Here is a 17,110-nt window from a genome sequence, read left to right as displayed (position 1 = left end):
ATCCGCGTGTTGGGAGTTCGAATCTCTCCACCCCTGCCATATTCAAGGCCTCAGTCGAAAGACTGAGGCCTTTTTGTTTTCTGTTGGTGCGAACAATACGCAGAGCATTGCGAGTAATAATTAGTTACACTTGGGCTTCTCCTCAACACTCTTATTGGGAAAAGAAAACAAATGGATATCAGCCGTCGTCAATTCGTCAAAACGTCGTTCGCCTTATCAGCTATGTGCGTGATGCCTGCGTGCTCTTTGGTGCAATCTCGCGGTCGTGACGGCCGGTATATTTACGACTTGACTGCACAGCCTGCGAGCGCCGAGTTAGTGCCTGGTTTCACGACTTCGGTGTTAGCGTTCAACGGTAGGATCCCAGCGCCGACAATTCGCTGCCGGCAAGGAGAAAAGGTCACCATTCGTTTTACCAATAAACTGGATGAGCCAACTACCATCCATTGGCACGGGCTGCGTATCCCAATTGCTATGGATGGTGTACCGTTCCTCAGCCAGCCGCCTATCATGCCTGGTGAGACGTTTATATACGAATTTACGCCACCAGACGCAGGCACATTTTGGTATCACCCACATATGAATAGTGTCAAGCAGCTCGGTATGGGATTGGTGGGGCTGATCATTGTTGAAGAGGCAGACCCGGTTCATTTCGACGAAGAGCACGCTTTAATGTTGAAACACTGGCATTTGGATCCGCAGGGTCAGTGGAAAGATTTGATGATCCCACGCTATAGCGCACGCATGGGCACACCAGGTGAGTGGGGGACCGTCAATGGAGTCCATGAGCCGGTCTATTCACTGAAAGCGCATGCCACTGTACGTCTGCGAATTGCGAACGTCGACAATACAATAACGTATCCGGTTGCCGTCGAAGGAGCCGAGGCCTGGGTCATCGCCATTGATGGTAATCCGGTAAAGACGCCAGTGAAGCTCACTCAGCATAAAATTGGCCCAGGTATGAGGGTTGATATTGGCTTGGTGGCGCCCAAGGCAGGAGAGCGGGTTTATGTGCGTCAAATGAAAGGCAAATTCCCATTTCCTCTGTGCGAGTTTAAGGTTATGTCATCAGAACTACCATCTGGTCAGTCTTTGCCTACTCTGCCACTCAACCCAGTACCGTCAGTTGATCTGGCCAATGCACAGGAAATCGACTTTGTATTTGAGTGGGAAGGCGCTATTACCCCAGCCGATCCATCCGGGCATGCGATGCCGACCTTCTGGTTAGTTAATAAGCGCGCCTGGGAGGGTATGAGTGCGACATCCATTCCCGAACCGCTGGCGTATTTAGAACGTGGGAAAACGTACATTTTTGACCTTAAGAACGTCACCCAGTACCACCACCCAATCCATTTACACGGACATACTTTTACCGTATTGGAACTGAATGGAAACAAGCTTGCAGAACCGTTTCATACCGATACGGTGTTACTGGGCAAAAATGGCAGCGCTAAGGCGGCATTCGTGGCGGACAACCCTGGGCGCTGGATGTACCACTGTCATGTGATTGAACACATGAAAACCGGCCTCATGGGTTTTATTGAGGTAAAGTGACGCCTGTAACTTTTAAAATCTATTTCAGAAACACAATCTTATTACTGCGGATTTAACCCTTGGATCGCTCGATTTTTCAGCGAATAAGATTACAATGTTCGCATCAAAAATTAAGGGGTTACTATGGGGCAGTTATCCATTCTCGGCTTTATCGCTGTCGGCGGCGCATTTGGTGCGTGTTCGCGTTATCTGATCTCTGAATTGTGCGTGGTGTTGTTTGGGCGGGGCTTTCCCTACGGGACGTTGACGGTCAACGTTGTGGGGTCATTCATCATGGGCGCATTGATCGCACTGTTTGAAAATGAAATGCTCGCCACCGAACCATGGCGCCAAATCATCGGTCTGGGCTTCCTTGGAGCATTGACGACGTTTTCGACCTTTTCAATGGACAACGTGTTGATGTTGCAACAAGGTGCTTTTTTCAAGATGGGCCTCAATATCTTGTTGAACGTGGTATTGAGTGTTTCCGCCGCCTGGGTGGGTTTTCAGTTGTTGATCAAAAGTTAGATAAAATTTGTACAGGTCGGCTTGGTTTAACCAAACCGTTTTTATATACTGATATCACTTGTCGGAGTGCCATAAGGCTGAGACCGTTAATTCGGGATCCGTTGAACCTGATCAGATTAGAATCTGCGAAGGGAACAAGAGAAGATATTTATACCGGAGTTCTTTCTGGTTGACCTATCAAATAGTCGAATGTTGTTATAGGCAAATGACTTAAGCTTTATTTAGCCTTAATTTGACTCCTCTTGTCGCATCTATCCGCCAAGCATTTTTATCCAATTACTTTTTATCTAGTATAACAAAGCAAGGAAAAATGCTATGTCGAGTCGCAAACAAGCGAGACTGGAAGCCAAACAGTTCATTGAAACACTCTCGGTACAGCCGTACCCAAATTCCACAAAAGTATATGTAGAAGGTTCACGTCCAGATGTTCGTGTACCTATGCGTGAAATAGCGCTAGCAGATAGTCTGATTGGTGGCACAAAAGAGGCGCCTATTTTCGAGCCGAATGAAGCCGTCCGAGTCTACGATACGTCAGGTGTTTATACTGATCCGAACTACGATATTGACCTTTATAGTGGCTTACCAAAGCTAAGAGAAAGCTGGATTGAAGAGCGCGGTGACACAGAGTTACTTGATGAAGTAAGCTCGGTGTACACCAAAGAACGCTTAGAAGACGAAACACTAGACGATCTTCGATACGGTAATCTACCACGTATTCGACGTGCCAAAGATGGGCAGTGCGTGACTCAGTTACACTATGCTCGCAAAGGTATTATCACCCCAGAAATGGAATTCATCGCGCTACGTGAAAATATGGGACGCGCTCAATACCGTGATGAAGTGCTGAATCAACAGCATCCGGGTCAAAGCTTCGGAGCGAATCTTCCAAAAGACATTACCGCCGAGTTTGTGCGTAAAGAGGTCGCCGAAGGTCGCGCGATTATCCCTTCTAATATCAACCACCCAGAATCCGAACCAATGATCATTGGCCGCAACTTCTTAGTTAAAGTGAATGCCAACATTGGTAATTCATCGGTGACTTCTTCGATTGAGGAAGAAGTAGAGAAGTTAGTGTGGGCCGCTCGCTGGGGTGGTGATACGGTGATGGACTTATCGACGGGGCGTAATATTCACGAAACTCGCGAGTGGATTCTACGTAACAGTCCAGTGCCGATCGGTACCGTACCAATGTATCAAGCGCTTGAGAAAGTGAATGGTGTTGCGGAAAACCTTAACTGGGAAGTGATGCGCGATACTCTGATTGAGCAAGCAGAGCAGGGCGTTGACTATTTCACTATCCATGCCGGTTTACTACTTCGCTATGTGCCAATGACTGCAAAACGCGTTACTGGCATCGTTTCTCGTGGTGGTTCAATTATCGCGAAATGGTGTTTAGCCCATCACCAAGAAAGCTTCTTATATACCCACTTCCGAGAGATCTGTGAGATCTGTGCCAAGTATGATGTGGCACTTTCTCTCGGTGATGGTCTGCGCCCTGGTTCGGTGGCTGATGCTAACGATGAAGCGCAATTTGCTGAGCTGCGCACCCTGGGTGAACTGACCAAGATTGCTTGGGACTATGATGTACAGGTCATCATCGAGGGGCCTGGACACGTACCTATGCACATGATTAAAGCCAATATGGAGGAGCAACTCGAGCATTGTCATGAGGCGCCGTTTTACACCCTTGGTCCACTGACCACGGACGTGGCTCCGGGCTATGACCATATCACCTCCGGTATTGGCGCGGCGATGATCGGCTGGTATGGCTGTGCGATGCTTTGCTACGTTACTCCTAAAGAACACCTCGGACTGCCGAATAAAGAAAACGTTAAGACCGGTTTGATCACCTACAAACTGGCGGCGCATGCGGCGGACTTAGCTAAGGGACATCCTGGGGCTCAGGTTCGCGATAATGCGCTTTCCAAAGCGCGCTTCGAATTTCGCTGGGAAGACCAGTTTAACCTGTCACTTGACCCTGATACCGCTCGCGCTTTCCATGATGAAACCCTGCCTCAGGAATCAGGTAAGGTAGCGCATTTCTGTTCCATGTGTGGGCCTAAGTTCTGTTCAATGAAGATTTCGCAAGAGGTGCGGGAGTATGCGAAAGACACCGAACAAGTGGCTGCGGACCAGGCTATCTCGATCAAAATGCTTGATGACCCGCTAGAAGGGATGCGCCAGAAATCACAAGAGTTCAGAGAGTCAGGCTCTGAGCTGTACCACCCAGCAGTGCATGTGGAGGTCAGCGACTCATGAGTAAAATCCTAGTTCCGTCATCCTTGATTGAACTAACTGGCTTAGTTCAACAATGTTTGTTGTTGGCGAAAGAGCAGGGTTTTAGCATCGAAGACATTGAGTTGGGTGTTAGCCCAACTCAATCTATTCAGCTTGTTCGTGACCAACACATTACGTACGTTACTACGGATCTGATTGATGCCCATAACGCCGATCCAGAGCGCTCTTTGGCGCTTTGTTATCGCTCTGGTTTATCAGTAGAAGCGTGCCTAGAACAGTCTTCGACATCGGTTTTGATTGGCATTTTTGACGACCAGGCTGTCAATCCACAGGGCGAGGTATCTCAACTTGATATCTGGCGTCATCCAATCGACCATGAAGTGAGAGCGCTTTCCGTTAAGGTCAAACTCAACACTGTGTTTGTACCTGAGCATCACCTAGCATGGGTGGTGGCATTGACTGTGCTCGATTTTCCCATCGAAGATGCGCTGACACTCGCCCGAGGAATTACGACACAACAGACGAATGTTTCACGTGAAACACGCTTGGATCAAAACCACAATGTGGAGCGAGTCAATCAGTGGGCGTGCCAGTTCGATGATTTTCCCACCCCAGTCCTTGACGATCAGCGCTTAGGCATCCGAGTCGGATGGTCAGCGCAAGGCGAGCGCGTCCGCTTTTCAACCTTAGCGAAGCAGAGTTTAGGGCTCTACCCAGTGGTGGATGATGTCACTTGGATCGAGCGTTTGCTGCCATTGGGCATCCATACTATCCAACTGCGTATCAAGAATCCGCAACAGGCTGATTTAGAACAGCAGATCATTCGAGCAATTGAGTTAGGTCGTCAATACCAGGCCCAAGTGTTTATTAATGACTATTGGCAGCTTGCGATTAAGCATGGTGCTTACGGTGTGCATCTCGGTCAGGAAGATATTGAAGAGTCGAATTTGGCCCAACTCACCAAAGCCGGTATTCGTCTTGGTCTCTCCACTCATGGCTATTACGAACTGCTTCGTATCGTACAAATTCATCCTAGCTACATCGCGTTAGGACATATCTTCCCAACCACCACCAAACAGATGCCATCTAAGCCGCAGGGGTTGGTGCGTTTGGCGTTATATCAAAAGCTGATCGATAGCATCCCTTATGGCGCAACACAGTCTGATGTTGGTGCCCAAGCAGAGCAGGGGGTAAGTGCTGGCATGTTCGGTTATCCAACTGTCGCGATTGGTGGCATTGCCCCGTCCAACGCTGAGCAAGTCTGGCAGACGGGCGTCTCAAGTTTAGCGGTTGTTCGAGCCATAACATTGGCAGACTCACCTAAGTCTGTCATTGCGTTTTTCACTGATCTGATGAAGGAAAGACAACTTACGTTTGCCGGCCTGAAAAACACATCTACAGATGGCGTAAGGGATAAACATGCTCACGGATAAGCAGTTCCTTCGTTATCAACGCCAAGTCGCGCTGCCTGAAATCGCAGAAAGTGGGCAAGTGCGACTGAGCGAATCGCACGTGCTGATTATCGGCTGTGGCGGCTTAGGGAGTGCGGCGAGTTTGTACTTGGCGTCGGCGGGCGTCGGTAAGCTAGTCGTGGTTGATGATGATGAGGTTGAGAGCAGTAACCTGCAGCGTCAGGTGATTTATCGCGAAAGAGATCTCAAAGTCACCAAAACGCAAGCCACTGTAAGACAGCTCACTGAACTCAATTCGATGGTTCAGGTTCGTGCTCTCAATAAGCGTTTAGACAAAGCGCAACTGCAGCTTGAAGTCATGCTGGCGGATGTGGTGTTGGACTGCACTGACAACATGCCCACTCGTCAGCTGATTAACCAAGTTTGCTTTGAACAAAACACACCACTTATCTCAGCAGCCGCTATTGGCTGGCAAGGGCAATTTGCCGTCTTTGACTATCAAACACCAAGTCAGGATGGGGTGGAGAGCAAAGCTTGTTACCGCTGTTTGTATCCGTTTGATGAACTGCAACAACACCAAAAATGTAGTCAGAGTGGCGTTGTCGGTCCGGTGGTGGGCACGCTTGGCAACTACCAGGCCCTGGCGGCGATCCAGAAACTGGCAACTGGGACGTTTCATGTCGAAGCCGCCACGTTGCATCTGTTTGATGGATTAAAGATGCAATGGCAAACCATGGGGATCAGCAAAGACAAACAATGCCAAGTTTGCGCTCAAGTTTAGCGGGCGAACTTTGTCGCGCTAAATTTCCCCATCACCGATATAAGCAATGGCAGGAATCAAGAGAGTTGGAAGCAATGACATCATCAGAACAACAAATAACACAATCGCTAGCTGCGCACTTAGATGTGATCACCATTGTCATTAATGACCAGGCTCATCAAGTGGCCAGCGAGTTAAATCTACAGCAAATCATTAGCCTGTTTGAGCTGCCGGAAATGGGGTGTGTTGTTGCCATTAACAACAACATTGTGCCGCGCAGCGAGTGGGCCAGCACCGTTCTTTCACAGGGAGATCGCATCTCTTTGTTTCAAGCAATCGCAGGGGGGTAAAGTCGATGCTTAACATTGGCGATAAACAATTCGAATCACGACTGTTCACCGGAACAGGTAAATTTGCCAACAGCCGACTAATGGCGCAAGCGATTCACGCATCGGGCTCTCAACTTGCGACCATGGCGTTAAAGCGTGTTGACGTGAACGACCAGCAAGATGATATTTTGCTGCCGTTGGTTCAAGCGGGGGTGAACTTACTGCCCAATACCTCCGGTGCTAAAAATGCCAGAGACGCTGTGTTTGCCGCGCAACTGGCGCGTGAAGCGCTGGGGACCAACTGGCTGAAACTGGAAATTCACCCAGACCCTAAGTACTTGATGCCGGATCCCATTGAGACACTAGCGGCTGCTGAGCAGTTGGTCCGAGAAGGATTCATTGTGCTTCCTTACTGTCATGCTGACCCTGTGCTGTGCAAGCGACTGGAGGACGTAGGCTGTGCTGCAGTGATGCCATTGGGGGCGCCGATTGGTTCGAACAAAGGCATTGTTTCTCACGATTTTCTGGAAATCATCATCGATCAAGCCAATGTCCCGGTCGTGGTAGATGCAGGTATCGGAGCACCTTCACATGCGGCTCGTGCCATGGAGATGGGGGCCGATGCAGTTCTGGTCAACACGGCGATTGCGGCATCGAGCGATCCTATTGCGATGGCGAACGCTTTTAAGTTGGCGGTTAAGTCAGGGCGTATGGCTTATGAAGCCGGTCTTGCGGGTAAAGTGTCTCATGCGGTTGCGTCGAGTCCACTGACTTCATTTCTGGATGAGTTTTAAGTTCTAAGCGAGGAAAACATGAGCTTCGTAGAACAATTTAAACAGCTCAATTGGGATGACATTTCGTTGTCGATTTACGCCAAGACAGCGCAAGATGTCGAGCGGGCATTAAGTAAACCCAAGCGTGATCTGGAAGATTTTAAAGCGCTAATTTCACCTGCTGCAGAGCCTTATCTGGAGCAGATGGCGCAGTTGTCATACTCGGCGACTCGTAAACGTTTTGGTAATACCATGTCGCTTTATATTCCATTGTACTTGTCTAACTTGTGTGCCAACGCTTGTACGTATTGCGGCTTCTCCATGGAGAATCGTATCAAGCGTCGTACGTTGAATAGGGAGGAAGTGTCAGCGGAAGTGGCGGCCATCAAGCGCATGAAGTTTGATAGCGTATTGCTGGTTACCGGTGAACACGAAACCAAAGTCGGGATGAAATACTTCCGCGAAATGGTGCCGATGATTAAACAGCGCTTTAACTATCTGGCGATGGAAGTGCAGCCGCTTGACCAAGACGATTACGCCGAGCTTAAGGCGTTGGGTTTGGATGCGGTGATGGTGTATCAAGAGACTTATCATCCTTCGACGTACGCCGAGCATCATTTGCGTGGCAATAAAATGGATTTTGTATACCGACTGGATACACCAGATCGCTTAGCAAAAGCGGGAATCGATAAGATTGGTATTGGCGCCTTAATCGGGTTAGAAGAGTGGCGCACGGATTGTTTCTATGTGGCGGCGCATCTCGACTATCTGGAGCGTAGATACTGGCAAACACGTTATTCGATTTCATTTCCACGATTGCGGCCTTGCGCAGGCGCGCTGCAGCCCAAATCGGTAATGACGGACAAACAGTTGGTGCAATTGATCTGTGCGTATCGCTTATTTAATCCGGAAGTGGAGCTGTCCCTCTCCACCCGCGAATCTCCACAATTTCGTGACAATGTATTACCGCTTGGGATCACCAGCATGTCTGCTGCATCGAAAACCCAGCCGGGAGGGTATGCTCTGGAAGACACAGAACTGGAGCAGTTTGAGATCAGCGACGAGCGGAGCGCGGCACACGTTGAACGCATGATTCGTGACAAGGGGTTCGACCCAATTTGGAAAGACTGGCACAGTGCTTATTCCGGTTAGGTGTTTCACGTGAAACAAAAAAGGCGACCTTATGGTCGCCTTTTTATTGCTTTCACCGCCCTGATATTAAGCGTAATCGAGCGGCTGGGTTGCTTGTTCTAACCACTGTTTCACTTCACCATCCACCAGAGGGCTGACGTCTTGCCACACTTTCTGATGATAGTCATTGAGCCATTTCAGCTCCGGCCGCGTCAGCAGATTCACGTTGATGTTGCGTTGGTCGATCGGACAGCGTGTCAGCGATTCAAAGCCAAGCATATGATGGTCGCCTTGAGTCGCAACTTCCACCACCAGTTCCAGGTTTTCAATCCGGATACCAAACGCATCGGCACGGTAATAACCCGGTTCGTTGGACAGAACCATACCTGGTAGCAGGGCAGTCGGGTTAACCGCTTTGGCGATACGCTGCGGCCCTTCGTGTACGCTGAGGAAGTGACCAACACCATGGCCAGTCCCATGATCGTAATCGTAACCGTTGGCCCACAGATATTGCCGCGCCAAGGCATCCAGTTGGTGTCCACAGGTACCTCTCGGGAAACGTGCGGTTGCCAGTGCAATATGGCCTTTGAGGACCAAAGTGAACTGATCTTTCATTTCCTGACTCGGCTGCCCGATGGCGACAGTACGAGTGATGTCGGTCGTGCCGTCTTGGTACTGGCCACCCGAATCCACCAGGTAGAGGGTGTTCATCGTCAACTGACCCGGTTGCGGCTGATTTTCGTGATTGTAGTGACACATGGCCGCATTTTCACCGGCCGCAGAAATGGTATCAAAGCTGAGGTCAGCCAGGGTTGGATCTTGTTCTCGGCAGCGCTGGAGCTGGTCGGCCAGCACAGCTTCGTCGTGCAGGCGTCCAGCCGCGACTTCCTTATCCAGCCAGCAGAGGAATTGGGTCATGGCAGCGCCGTCACGGATATGACAGGCTTTCATGCCAGCGATTTCTGTGGCGTTTTTGGCGGCTTTGGGCAGCAGGCAGGGATCGGCCGCGTTGATCAGTTGCGCGCCGGTACTTTGCAATGTCAGGGTAAACCAGGCGTTACTGGTGGCTGGGTCGACCATCACTTTGCGGCCTTCAAGCTTAGCCAACTGGGCTTGCAGGGCGTCTGGCTCATGGACACGTACACCTTGGCCGACATGCGGTTCAAAGCCAAGTGGCAAACGCTCAGACTTAAAGAAAAAATCGACGCTGGCGTCACGATGGACAATCGCATGACACAACACCACGGGGAGGCGTGATACGTCTAGGCCGCGAATATTGAGTAGCCAGCAGATGGAATCCAGTTCTGTCAGCAGTGCTGCATCGGCTTTTTTAGCTGCAATTAACGCCGCGATCTCTGCGCGCTTGTCGGTGCTGGATTGCCCAACCAGTGTCAGGTCCATCAGGCGAACCTCTGATTCCTGCGGTTGCGGGCGATCTTGCCACAGCTGGTCAATTGGGTTATCGCTGACCGGACTCAGATGCAGTTCACCGTCCAGGGCCGTTTGTGCCGCAGACAGCCAACTGGCGCGGTGCATTCTCGGATCGTAAGCGACTTTGGCGCGACTGGCGAGCTGAGTTGTCAGCCAGCCCAGAAACGGTTCTTCAATCAAGTGACGATATTCAAATACGTCGGCAGGGACCTGTTTGCGTACCTGTACCGTATAGCGTCCATCAACAAAAATCGCCGCGTTACCGCGGGTGATCACCGCGGCGCCGGCTGAGCCGGTGAAGCCGGTGGCCCAGAGTAGACGCTCGTTATGGGCTGGTACGTATTCACCTAAATATTCGTCTTCATGCGGAATAATGAGCGCATCGTAGCTGTGTTGCTCCAGCCAGTTGCGTAGCGCATCGACGCGTTCGGAAATGTGATTTTGCATCTGAAAATATCCTTTTGCTAAACGTCCTTTTGGGCAGAACTGTATGGTCTGAGACCTGGTCGACTAAGCTACTCCTTTTACGTCGGAGCTGCAAATGCTGGCCGACAATTATCTGAGGTGCAGAGTTTTCTCTTTAATAATATCCCGCAGCCAGCGCAAAGCGGGGTCACTTTCTCTGTCTCTGTGCCAGAAAAGAGTGTAAGCCATCGGAGGAAACTCCATTGGCAGCGGCAGGACCACCAAATCCATCTGTTTGGCGACCAACAGGGTAAAGTGGCTCGGGGCCGTGAAGACGAAGTCAGTGTAGGTACATAAGCTGGCGGCGCTGTTGAAGTCAGGCACTACAATGGCGATGTCGCGTTCACAGCCCATGTCCGACAGGCGGTAGTCCAGCAACCAGCGGTCGTACCCGTCGCAGCGGACCTGAACGTGACGCATGGCCAGATAGGTGTGTAGGTTCCAGGGTTGTTTGAGGGCCGGATGATCTTTGCGCATGACGCACATTTGTACGTCACGATAGATCTCCTGCTCGCAGATGTCGTCGGGAGGGTACATGGTCAGTTTCGCGTCGTTGACGTCGATGTCTTTGCCCGTGATGCCAAGATCCAGTTCGCCCATCTGCAGGCGTTTAAACGTGTTTTCATTCCACACATGCATGGAGATGTTGAGGTTGGGACCATGTTGAAAAATCGCCGGCAGGAAATGCGGCAGGATCAACGGATAAACACTTTCAACCGCTGCAATATGGAAGCGGTATTCGCTTTCACTCGGGGAGAACTCAGGTGGTTGGGTGATCATTTCGAGCTGATTGACCAACATTTCCAGTTTCGGTTTCAGATAGAGTGACTTGGGGGTCGCTTTTAAGCCATGAGAGGTGCGAATGAACAAAGGATCATCAAACTGCTCACGCAATTTGGCCAAGGCTTTGCTGACCGCTGATTGGCTGAGGCACAAGCGCTGCGCGGTGCGAGTTACGCTCAGTTCTTCGATCAGTACATTGAGACACACCAGCAGATTGAGGTCGATGCGCGCCAGTTTTTCGATGTTCATGGTGTTTTTCTGATTTGGAATATTGGTAATGAGTATAAGCCATTTTTACTCATATCTGAATCTGGGTAAGATGGCCGCCGTTTTGATGAATTTGTTGGAGTATCTTGTGTCTCAATCCGGCCCGGTTCCTATCAGTAAAGTGCAGTTGGCACTGCTGACCTTATTGGTGTTGTTCAGTCCGTTGGCGATCGACATCTACCTGCCGGCATTGCCGCAGATTTCGCAGGCGTTTCACGTGGAACACGCGTTAGCACAAGATACGATCACCTGGTTTCTGTTTGCCATGGGCGTCGGTCAATTGTTTGCCGGTCCACTGGCGGACAAACTCGGACGTCGAACTGTTGCATTGGGTGGAATCAGCATCTACGCCCTGAGCGCCTTATTGGCGTGGGGGGCTCAGAGCATTGAGTGGATGTTGATGGCCAGACTGCTACAAGGCTTAGGTGCGTGTGCGACATCGGTAGCAGCCTTTGCAACAGTTCGCGATATCTTTGGTCCAGAGAAAAGCGGGCGAATGATCAGCTACCTGAACGGCGCCATCTGCTTCATTCCGGCATTGGCGCCCATCTTGGGCAGTTGGCTAACGCAGCAGTTTGGCTGGCGAGCCAACTTCAGCTTTATGGCACTGTATGCTCTGACTGTAGGAACGTGGTTGCTGATCAACATGAAAGAAACCAACCCCAGCAGCGAGAAGCAAGCAGTGTTTAAGCTGGAGCGTTACTGGTCGGTAGTGAAAACGCCGTCTTTCCTGTTTCATGCCTCTTTGTGCATGTTGGCAATGGCGGTTATTCTGGCGTACGTGACATCCGCCCCGGTGGTGCTGATGGAAGGGCTGGGGTTAAGTATGAACCAATTTACGTTCTGGTTTGGGGTCAATGCGGCGATCAACATTGTTGCTTGTATGACGGCTCCAAAATTCATGGAACGCTTCGGGACCCACACAACGTTGTTGGTTGGCATCGTGACCTTGCTGGTCGCTGGCGGCGTAATGTTGGCAATGGCCGGAACGGCAACCGCACTGGCGTTCATGTTGCCGATCTTCCTCTCTTCTGTCGGGTTTGCCTGGATTCTCGGCGCGGCTGCCGGGAAAGCGCTGGCACCGTTTGGGGATAAAGCCGGTACGGCTGCGGCGTTGTTGGGGCTGTTTCAGATGAGCGGTTCCGGCCTGGTGGTGGGGACGATGCAGCGTCTGAATCTGGACCCGCAACATATGATTGCTTTGCAGATGTGGCTGGTCGCGCCTGCCGTGATCATTCTGCTGTCGAAAGCAGGCCGGCGCTGGCATTATGCGGCGGCGTAAGCGCCTGATACAAATGAAGTGAATAGATGTTTGATAACAACCAAAAGGCGTGTATATTTGTTCTTCTTTTTGTGTTGCAAACCTATTTAGATTGGAACCTCAATAACTATGTCAATGACAACGTATGAAATGGCCAAAGTGCTGGAGCAGCTGGAAGAGTCTCCAGAGAAGATCATGTTTGGCAAATTACTCAATGAGTTGGGTAACCAGAGCAGTGAGCGTATTCGCAGCGCTGCCAAGCAAGTGCCGTTACATATGCTGCGTGATATCGTCTATCAGTTCCAGCAAGTTATCGATGCACGCAAAGGCGAAGAAGTGGATATGCTGGCTCAGCAACTAAAAGAACAAGGCATCACTGCCGAAGAGCTGAAAGCTTACCTCAGCCGCTAATGCTTCACAATACAAAGGCCCCGATACGTATCGGGGCCTTTGTCGTTTCAGGGGTTGACGTTGCGATTGATCGGATTTTGCAGTGAGATCAGGGTTTCGGTCGACTGCACTTCATCAATGGCCTGCAGCTTATCGATCAGCACGTATTGCAGCTCTTCAATTGATTTGCACATCAGCTTGACGAAAATGTTGTACGCCCCGGTGGTGTAATAGGCTTCCACCACTTCGTCGAGCGCATTGAGCTTTTCCAGCGCGGAATGGTAGTCACGGGCCGCGTTCAGGTTGATGCCGATGAAGCAGCACACGTCGTAACCGAGCTTTTTGGTATCGACGATCACTTCCGTGCCCTGGATGATTTGTGCCGATTTCATTTTCTCGATCCGCACATGAATGGTGGCCGGACTGACCTGAAATTGCTTGGCCATTTCCGCGTAAGGCGTACGGGCGTCTTCCATCAAGGTTTTTAAAATGGCCCGGTCGAGATCATCGAGTTTGGCTTCATGGCTCTGCATTATGCATCCTGTTTAAAAAATTCAGCGCGCTACGGCACGTGATAAAAGTATAAATTATCATCAGTTATGATACTGTCTTATCACTGACGAATGAAGAGAGAGTGTAGAGCGTGCGAGTTGTCTTGTGTCTGATCGCGTTGTTGTTAAGCGGCGTTGCGTCCGCCACGGACCGCAGTGTGCTCATCGTTCACTCGTATCATCTCGGTTTCTTCTGGACCGATGCCTTCCAGCATGGTGTCGACGACGTCCTGACACCGCATGCCGACATCAAAACCCGTGCGGTCTACCTCGACACCAAACGGCTGCAGTCCGCGCTGTATTTTGACCAGATCTACCAGCTGTACAAAACGCTGCTGGAGCAGGAGCGTTATGATGCGGTGCTGGTGAGTGACAATAATGCGCTGAGCCTGATGCAGCGTCTGGCGCCGCAACTGGGCGACACGCCGGTGATCTTCGGCGGTATCAATAATTACTCACGTGAGATGCACCGTGATCTGCGTGCAACCGGGGTAACAGAAGACATTGATATCGAAAGTAATATCGCGTTAATCCGCCGATTGCAACCCAATGTCGAACGGATTTATGTCGTGACCGACTTTTCCCGTACTGGGGCTGCGGTGCGTCAGCAGCTCAACCACTTTATTGCGCGGTCGCCGCAGTACCAGTCGCTGATCCAGCCGCTGGTGCCGGATACCTTTGAGCATCTCTACCAGCGCGCAGCAGGTATGAATCGCAACGACGCCATTTTGTACTGGGTGTATTACCGTGACCAGCAAGGCGAGGTCAGTGATCTGGTGCAGTGGAATACTTTTATTCACCACGCTCAGGCGCCGGTCTACGTGGTGCATGATCTCGGCATTGGCAACGGGGCCATTGGCGGCGTGGTTCTCAGCGGTCACTCGCAAGGTAAAGCGGCCGCCGACACCTTGCTTGAGGTACTGGCCAACCCGTCGGCGCCACTGCCCAAGGTCAAACGTGTTCCTCCGGAAATCAAACTCGATTATCAGGCCGTGACCCGTTGGGGGCTGGGTATTGAAGGGGAGCCCGCCGGGGTGTTCTTTAATAAACCACTGCCGTTTGCCGAACGTTATCAGCGTGAGCTCGAACTGCTGGTGATGACTGTGCTGGTGTTGTCGCTGATCCTGCTGAGCTTGATCTATTACACCCGGCGGCTGAAAAAGAGTGAGCAGATAGCCCGCCACAGCCAGGTGCTGCTCGAATCGGTGTTTGATCAGAGTTATCACTACATCGGTATGTTGGATCAACATGGCCGGATCGTATCAAGCAACAGCAAGTTGCAGGAGCTGCTCTATAACCCTCAGTATCAACTGGACAAACCGTTGTGGCAGCACAAACATTTGGAGGCGGGCTCAGCGCAGCGTATCAAACACTATTTCGCTGCGCAGCAAGCGTCGCGTCCGGCGCAGTTTGAAGTGGAAGTGTGGCACCCGGAGCACGGGGTGCAAATTCTCGAGTTGTCCCTGAAACCATTACCCAAAGATGTCGGCCAGCAGGTGCGTTTTCTGCTTGAAGCGCGTGACATCACTTCACGCAAACAGACCGAAGACAAACTGATGCAGCGGGAAGCCAGCCTCAGTCACTATTACGATCAGCAACCGGTGATGATGCTGACGCTTAATGAGCAGAACCGTATCCAACAGGTGAACCGCTTTACCGAGCAGATGCTCGGCTACGAAGAGCAGCAGTTGCTTGGTCATCGGCTGCGCGAATTCTATCTGCACGCCGATGCCATTGTACCGCGTCAGGTGCTGCTGCAGCCTAAGCAGGTGGCTAAAGGAGTCTGGCAGCGGGAGATCGAATATCGCCACGCCGACGGGCATGCGATGTGGGTGCGTGAGAACATCCGCCCATTGGCAGAAACCGGTCATTTGCTGATTGTCGGGGAAGACGTGACCGAAACGCGGAAGCTGGCCGATCAACTGGCGTATCAGGCCCGTTATGATTTGCTGACGGACACTTACAACCGTAACCAGTTTGAACTGGAACTGGACAAAGCCCTCAGTGAAGTGGAAAGCCACCTGCGTACCCACGCCATGCTGTATCTTGATCTGGACCAACTGAAGGTACTCAACGACACCGCCGGGCATGAGGCGGGCGATGCCGCGATCAAGTTCTGCGCCAGCATGCTGCAGGAGGTCCTGCCGTACAACACGATTCTGGCGCGCATGGGCGGGGATGAATTTGCGCTTTTGCTCAAAGACTGCACCGAACGCGACGCGGTACACGTGGCGCGCAGTATCATCAGTACCCTGGCTGAGCAGGCGTTTATCTGGAACGACATTCGACTCAATCTGACCTGCTCGATTGGGATTCGCTTGATAGACCATACTGCCACGTCCCCCCAGATGGTACACGCACAGGCGGATACCGCCTGCCATGCAGCCAAAGAAGAAGGGCGTAACCGCTTCAACCTCTATTGCCAGGACGATCAGGATCTGCGGCGTCGCGAACTGGAAATGGAGAGTGTCAGCCTGGTGCATGATGCGCTGGCGAATCAGCGGATTGAACTGTTTGGCCAACGGATCCTCAATGTGTCGCAACCGGCGGACAGCCTGTACTGTGAAGTATTGGTGCGAATTCGTAATTCAGACGGTGAGTACATTTCGCCTGCGATCTTTATGCCCGCTTCCGAGCGCTACAACATCGCGCATCTGATTGATAAGGTAGTGGTTAGCCAGAGCCTGGCGTATTTCGCATCCCATCCGGATGCGCTGGCCCGACTGGACTTGGTGTCGATCAACTTGTCGGGTCACTCAATGGGCAACCGCGAATTTGTTCAGTTTCTGTTGCAGGCGCTGGCCAGCAGTCCGGTTCCGTGCGGGAAGATTTGTCTGGAAATCACGGAAACGGCGGCAATGAGCAATATGCAGCAGGCGATCTCGCTGTTCAGTCAGCTCAAACAACTGGGGTGTCTGATCGCGCTGGATGACTTCGGCTCCGGCCTGTCGTCGTTTGGTTACCTGAAACGCTTACCGGTGGACATCGTCAAAATTGACGGTTTGTTCGTGCGTGATATTGACCATAACGAGATGGATCGCCTGATGGTGCGTTCGATCAACGATCTGGCCCAGCAGATGGGTAAACGGACCGTGGCGGAATTTGTCGAAAACCGCGCCATCTATGAGCATCTGGTAGCGTTGGGTGTGGATTACGCTCAGGGGTATCTGATTGGCCGGCCGAAACCGCTGGCGGAACTGATGAGCGAACTGATGGGTGAGGGCGGGCTCGATTTTGCATAGCCTCAGCGTGGTGACG

The 17,110-nt window shown here is 51.4% G+C and carries 14 protein-coding genes and 1 riboswitch; of the genes, 11 read left to right on the top strand and 3 right to left on the bottom strand.

Translation table 11 applies throughout. The features are described from left to right. Positions 1 to 171: 171 nt before the first annotated feature. From CAG65_RS06115 to thiH, 8 genes are all read left to right on the top strand, one after another. Positions 172 to 1,554: a multicopper oxidase family protein gene (locus CAG65_RS06115; RefSeq protein ID WP_161452859.1), complete on the top strand. Its 1,383-nt coding sequence runs from the start codon at positions 172 to 174 to the stop codon at positions 1,552 to 1,554. 123 nt (positions 1,555 to 1,677) lie between these two features. After that, positions 1,678 to 2,061, top strand: a complete 384-nt coding sequence (gene crcB / locus CAG65_RS06110) for a fluoride efflux transporter CrcB (protein ID WP_021707311.1) — start codon at positions 1,678 to 1,680, stop codon at positions 2,059 to 2,061. A gap of 52 nt (positions 2,062 to 2,113) precedes the next feature. Further along, a riboswitch (TPP riboswitch) is annotated at positions 2,114 to 2,212 on the top strand. A 164-nt stretch (positions 2,213 to 2,376) separates the two neighbouring features. After that, positions 2,377 to 4,320, top strand: a complete 1,944-nt coding sequence (gene thiC / locus CAG65_RS06105; protein WP_161452857.1) for a phosphomethylpyrimidine synthase ThiC — start codon at positions 2,377 to 2,379, stop codon at positions 4,318 to 4,320. Further along, complete coding sequence (locus tag CAG65_RS06100; protein ID WP_161452855.1) at positions 4,317 to 5,732, top strand: thiamine phosphate synthase; 1,416 nt, start codon at positions 4,317 to 4,319, stop codon at positions 5,730 to 5,732. The genes thiC and CAG65_RS06100 overlap by 4 nt, the downstream gene beginning before the upstream one ends. Further along, entirely contained in the window at positions 5,719 to 6,492 is a 774-nt protein-coding gene (locus tag CAG65_RS06095) for a HesA/MoeB/ThiF family protein (RefSeq protein WP_161452853.1), read from the top strand. The genes CAG65_RS06100 and CAG65_RS06095 overlap by 14 nt, the downstream gene beginning before the upstream one ends. 74 nt (positions 6,493 to 6,566) lie before the next feature. Then, positions 6,567 to 6,821 (top strand): sulfur carrier protein ThiS, encoded by a 255-nt coding sequence (gene thiS, locus CAG65_RS06090; RefSeq protein ID WP_161452861.1) that lies wholly within the window; start codon positions 6,567 to 6,569, stop codon positions 6,819 to 6,821. A gap of 5 nt (positions 6,822 to 6,826) precedes the next feature. Then, a complete protein-coding gene (locus tag CAG65_RS06085; RefSeq protein ID WP_161452851.1) occupies positions 6,827 to 7,594 on the top strand; it encodes a thiazole synthase in 768 nt (255 codons plus the stop codon). An 18-nt stretch (positions 7,595 to 7,612) separates the two neighbouring features. Further along, positions 7,613 to 8,725: a 2-iminoacetate synthase ThiH gene (gene thiH / locus CAG65_RS06080; RefSeq protein WP_161452849.1), complete on the top strand. Its 1,113-nt coding sequence runs from the start codon at positions 7,613 to 7,615 to the stop codon at positions 8,723 to 8,725. A gap of 66 nt (positions 8,726 to 8,791) precedes the next feature. Here the strand turns inward: thiH and CAG65_RS06075 are convergent, their stop codons facing one another. Both CAG65_RS06075 and CAG65_RS06070 read right to left on the bottom strand, forming a co-directional pair. Then, on the bottom strand, positions 8,792 to 10,582 hold the full coding sequence (locus CAG65_RS06075; RefSeq protein ID WP_161452847.1) for an aminopeptidase P family protein: 1,791 nt from the start codon (positions 10,580 to 10,582) through the stop codon (positions 8,792 to 8,794). 108 nt (positions 10,583 to 10,690) lie between these two features. Further along, positions 10,691 to 11,632, bottom strand: coding sequence for a LysR family transcriptional regulator (locus CAG65_RS06070; RefSeq protein WP_161452845.1), 942 nt, complete (start codon positions 11,630 to 11,632; stop codon positions 10,691 to 10,693). Positions 11,633 to 11,717: 85 nt separating this feature from the next. Here CAG65_RS06070 and CAG65_RS06065 point away from each other — a divergent pair, with 85 nt between their 5' ends. Continuing rightward, positions 11,718 to 12,932 (top strand): multidrug effflux MFS transporter, encoded by a 1,215-nt coding sequence (locus CAG65_RS06065; RefSeq protein ID WP_237668152.1) that lies wholly within the window; start codon positions 11,718 to 11,720, stop codon positions 12,930 to 12,932. Between the two features lie 108 nt (positions 12,933 to 13,040). Then, positions 13,041 to 13,322: an H-NS-like global regulator TsrA gene (tsrA, locus tag CAG65_RS06060; RefSeq protein ID WP_021707301.1), complete on the top strand. Its 282-nt coding sequence runs from the start codon at positions 13,041 to 13,043 to the stop codon at positions 13,320 to 13,322. 47 nt (positions 13,323 to 13,369) lie between these two features. Here the strand turns inward: tsrA and asnC are convergent, their stop codons facing one another. Beyond that, positions 13,370 to 13,834 (bottom strand): transcriptional regulator AsnC, encoded by a 465-nt coding sequence (gene asnC / locus CAG65_RS06055; protein ID WP_021707300.1) that lies wholly within the window; start codon positions 13,832 to 13,834, stop codon positions 13,370 to 13,372. Between the two features lie 110 nt (positions 13,835 to 13,944). Here asnC and CAG65_RS06050 point away from each other — a divergent pair, with 110 nt between their 5' ends. Then, on the top strand, positions 13,945 to 17,094 hold the full coding sequence (locus CAG65_RS06050; protein WP_161452841.1) for an EAL domain-containing protein: 3,150 nt from the start codon (positions 13,945 to 13,947) through the stop codon (positions 17,092 to 17,094). Positions 17,095 to 17,110: the final 16 nt, after the last annotated feature.

It is taken from the genome of Vibrio sp. V39_P1S14PM300 (assembly GCF_009904765.1).
Taxonomy (GTDB): Bacteria; Pseudomonadota; Gammaproteobacteria; order Enterobacterales; family Vibrionaceae; genus Vibrio; species Vibrio proteolyticus.
This window is presented reverse-complemented; position numbering and strand designations above follow the sequence as displayed.

Bases quoted from the DNA above. Each gene is read 5' to 3' on its own strand.
- CAG65_RS06070 (WP_161452845.1), bottom strand. From the start codon at position 11,632: ATGAACATCGAAAAACTGGCGCGCATCGACCTCAATCTGCTGGTGTGT.
- crcB (WP_021707311.1), top strand. From the start codon at position 1,678: ATGGGGCAGTTATCCATTCTCGGCTTTATCGCTGTCGGCGGCGCATTT.
- CAG65_RS06100 (WP_161452855.1), top strand. From the start codon at position 4,317: ATGAGTAAAATCCTAGTTCCGTCATCCTTGATTGAACTAACTGGCTTA.
- CAG65_RS06065 (WP_237668152.1), top strand. From the start codon at position 11,718: ATGAATTTGTTGGAGTATCTTGTGTCTCAATCCGGCCCGGTTCCTATC.
- thiC (WP_161452857.1), top strand. From the start codon at position 2,377: ATGTCGAGTCGCAAACAAGCGAGACTGGAAGCCAAACAGTTCATTGAA.
- asnC (WP_021707300.1), bottom strand. From the start codon at position 13,834: ATGCAGAGCCATGAAGCCAAACTCGATGATCTCGACCGGGCCATTTTA.
- tsrA (WP_021707301.1), top strand. From the start codon at position 13,041: ATGTCAATGACAACGTATGAAATGGCCAAAGTGCTGGAGCAGCTGGAA.
- thiH (WP_161452849.1), top strand. From the start codon at position 7,613: ATGAGCTTCGTAGAACAATTTAAACAGCTCAATTGGGATGACATTTCG.
- CAG65_RS06075 (WP_161452847.1), bottom strand. From the start codon at position 10,582: ATGCAAAATCACATTTCCGAACGCGTCGATGCGCTACGCAACTGGCTG.
- CAG65_RS06115 (WP_161452859.1), top strand. From the start codon at position 172: ATGGATATCAGCCGTCGTCAATTCGTCAAAACGTCGTTCGCCTTATCA.
- thiS (WP_161452861.1), top strand. From the start codon at position 6,567: ATGACATCATCAGAACAACAAATAACACAATCGCTAGCTGCGCACTTA.
- CAG65_RS06095 (WP_161452853.1), top strand. From the start codon at position 5,719: ATGCTCACGGATAAGCAGTTCCTTCGTTATCAACGCCAAGTCGCGCTG.
- CAG65_RS06085 (WP_161452851.1), top strand. From the start codon at position 6,827: ATGCTTAACATTGGCGATAAACAATTCGAATCACGACTGTTCACCGGA.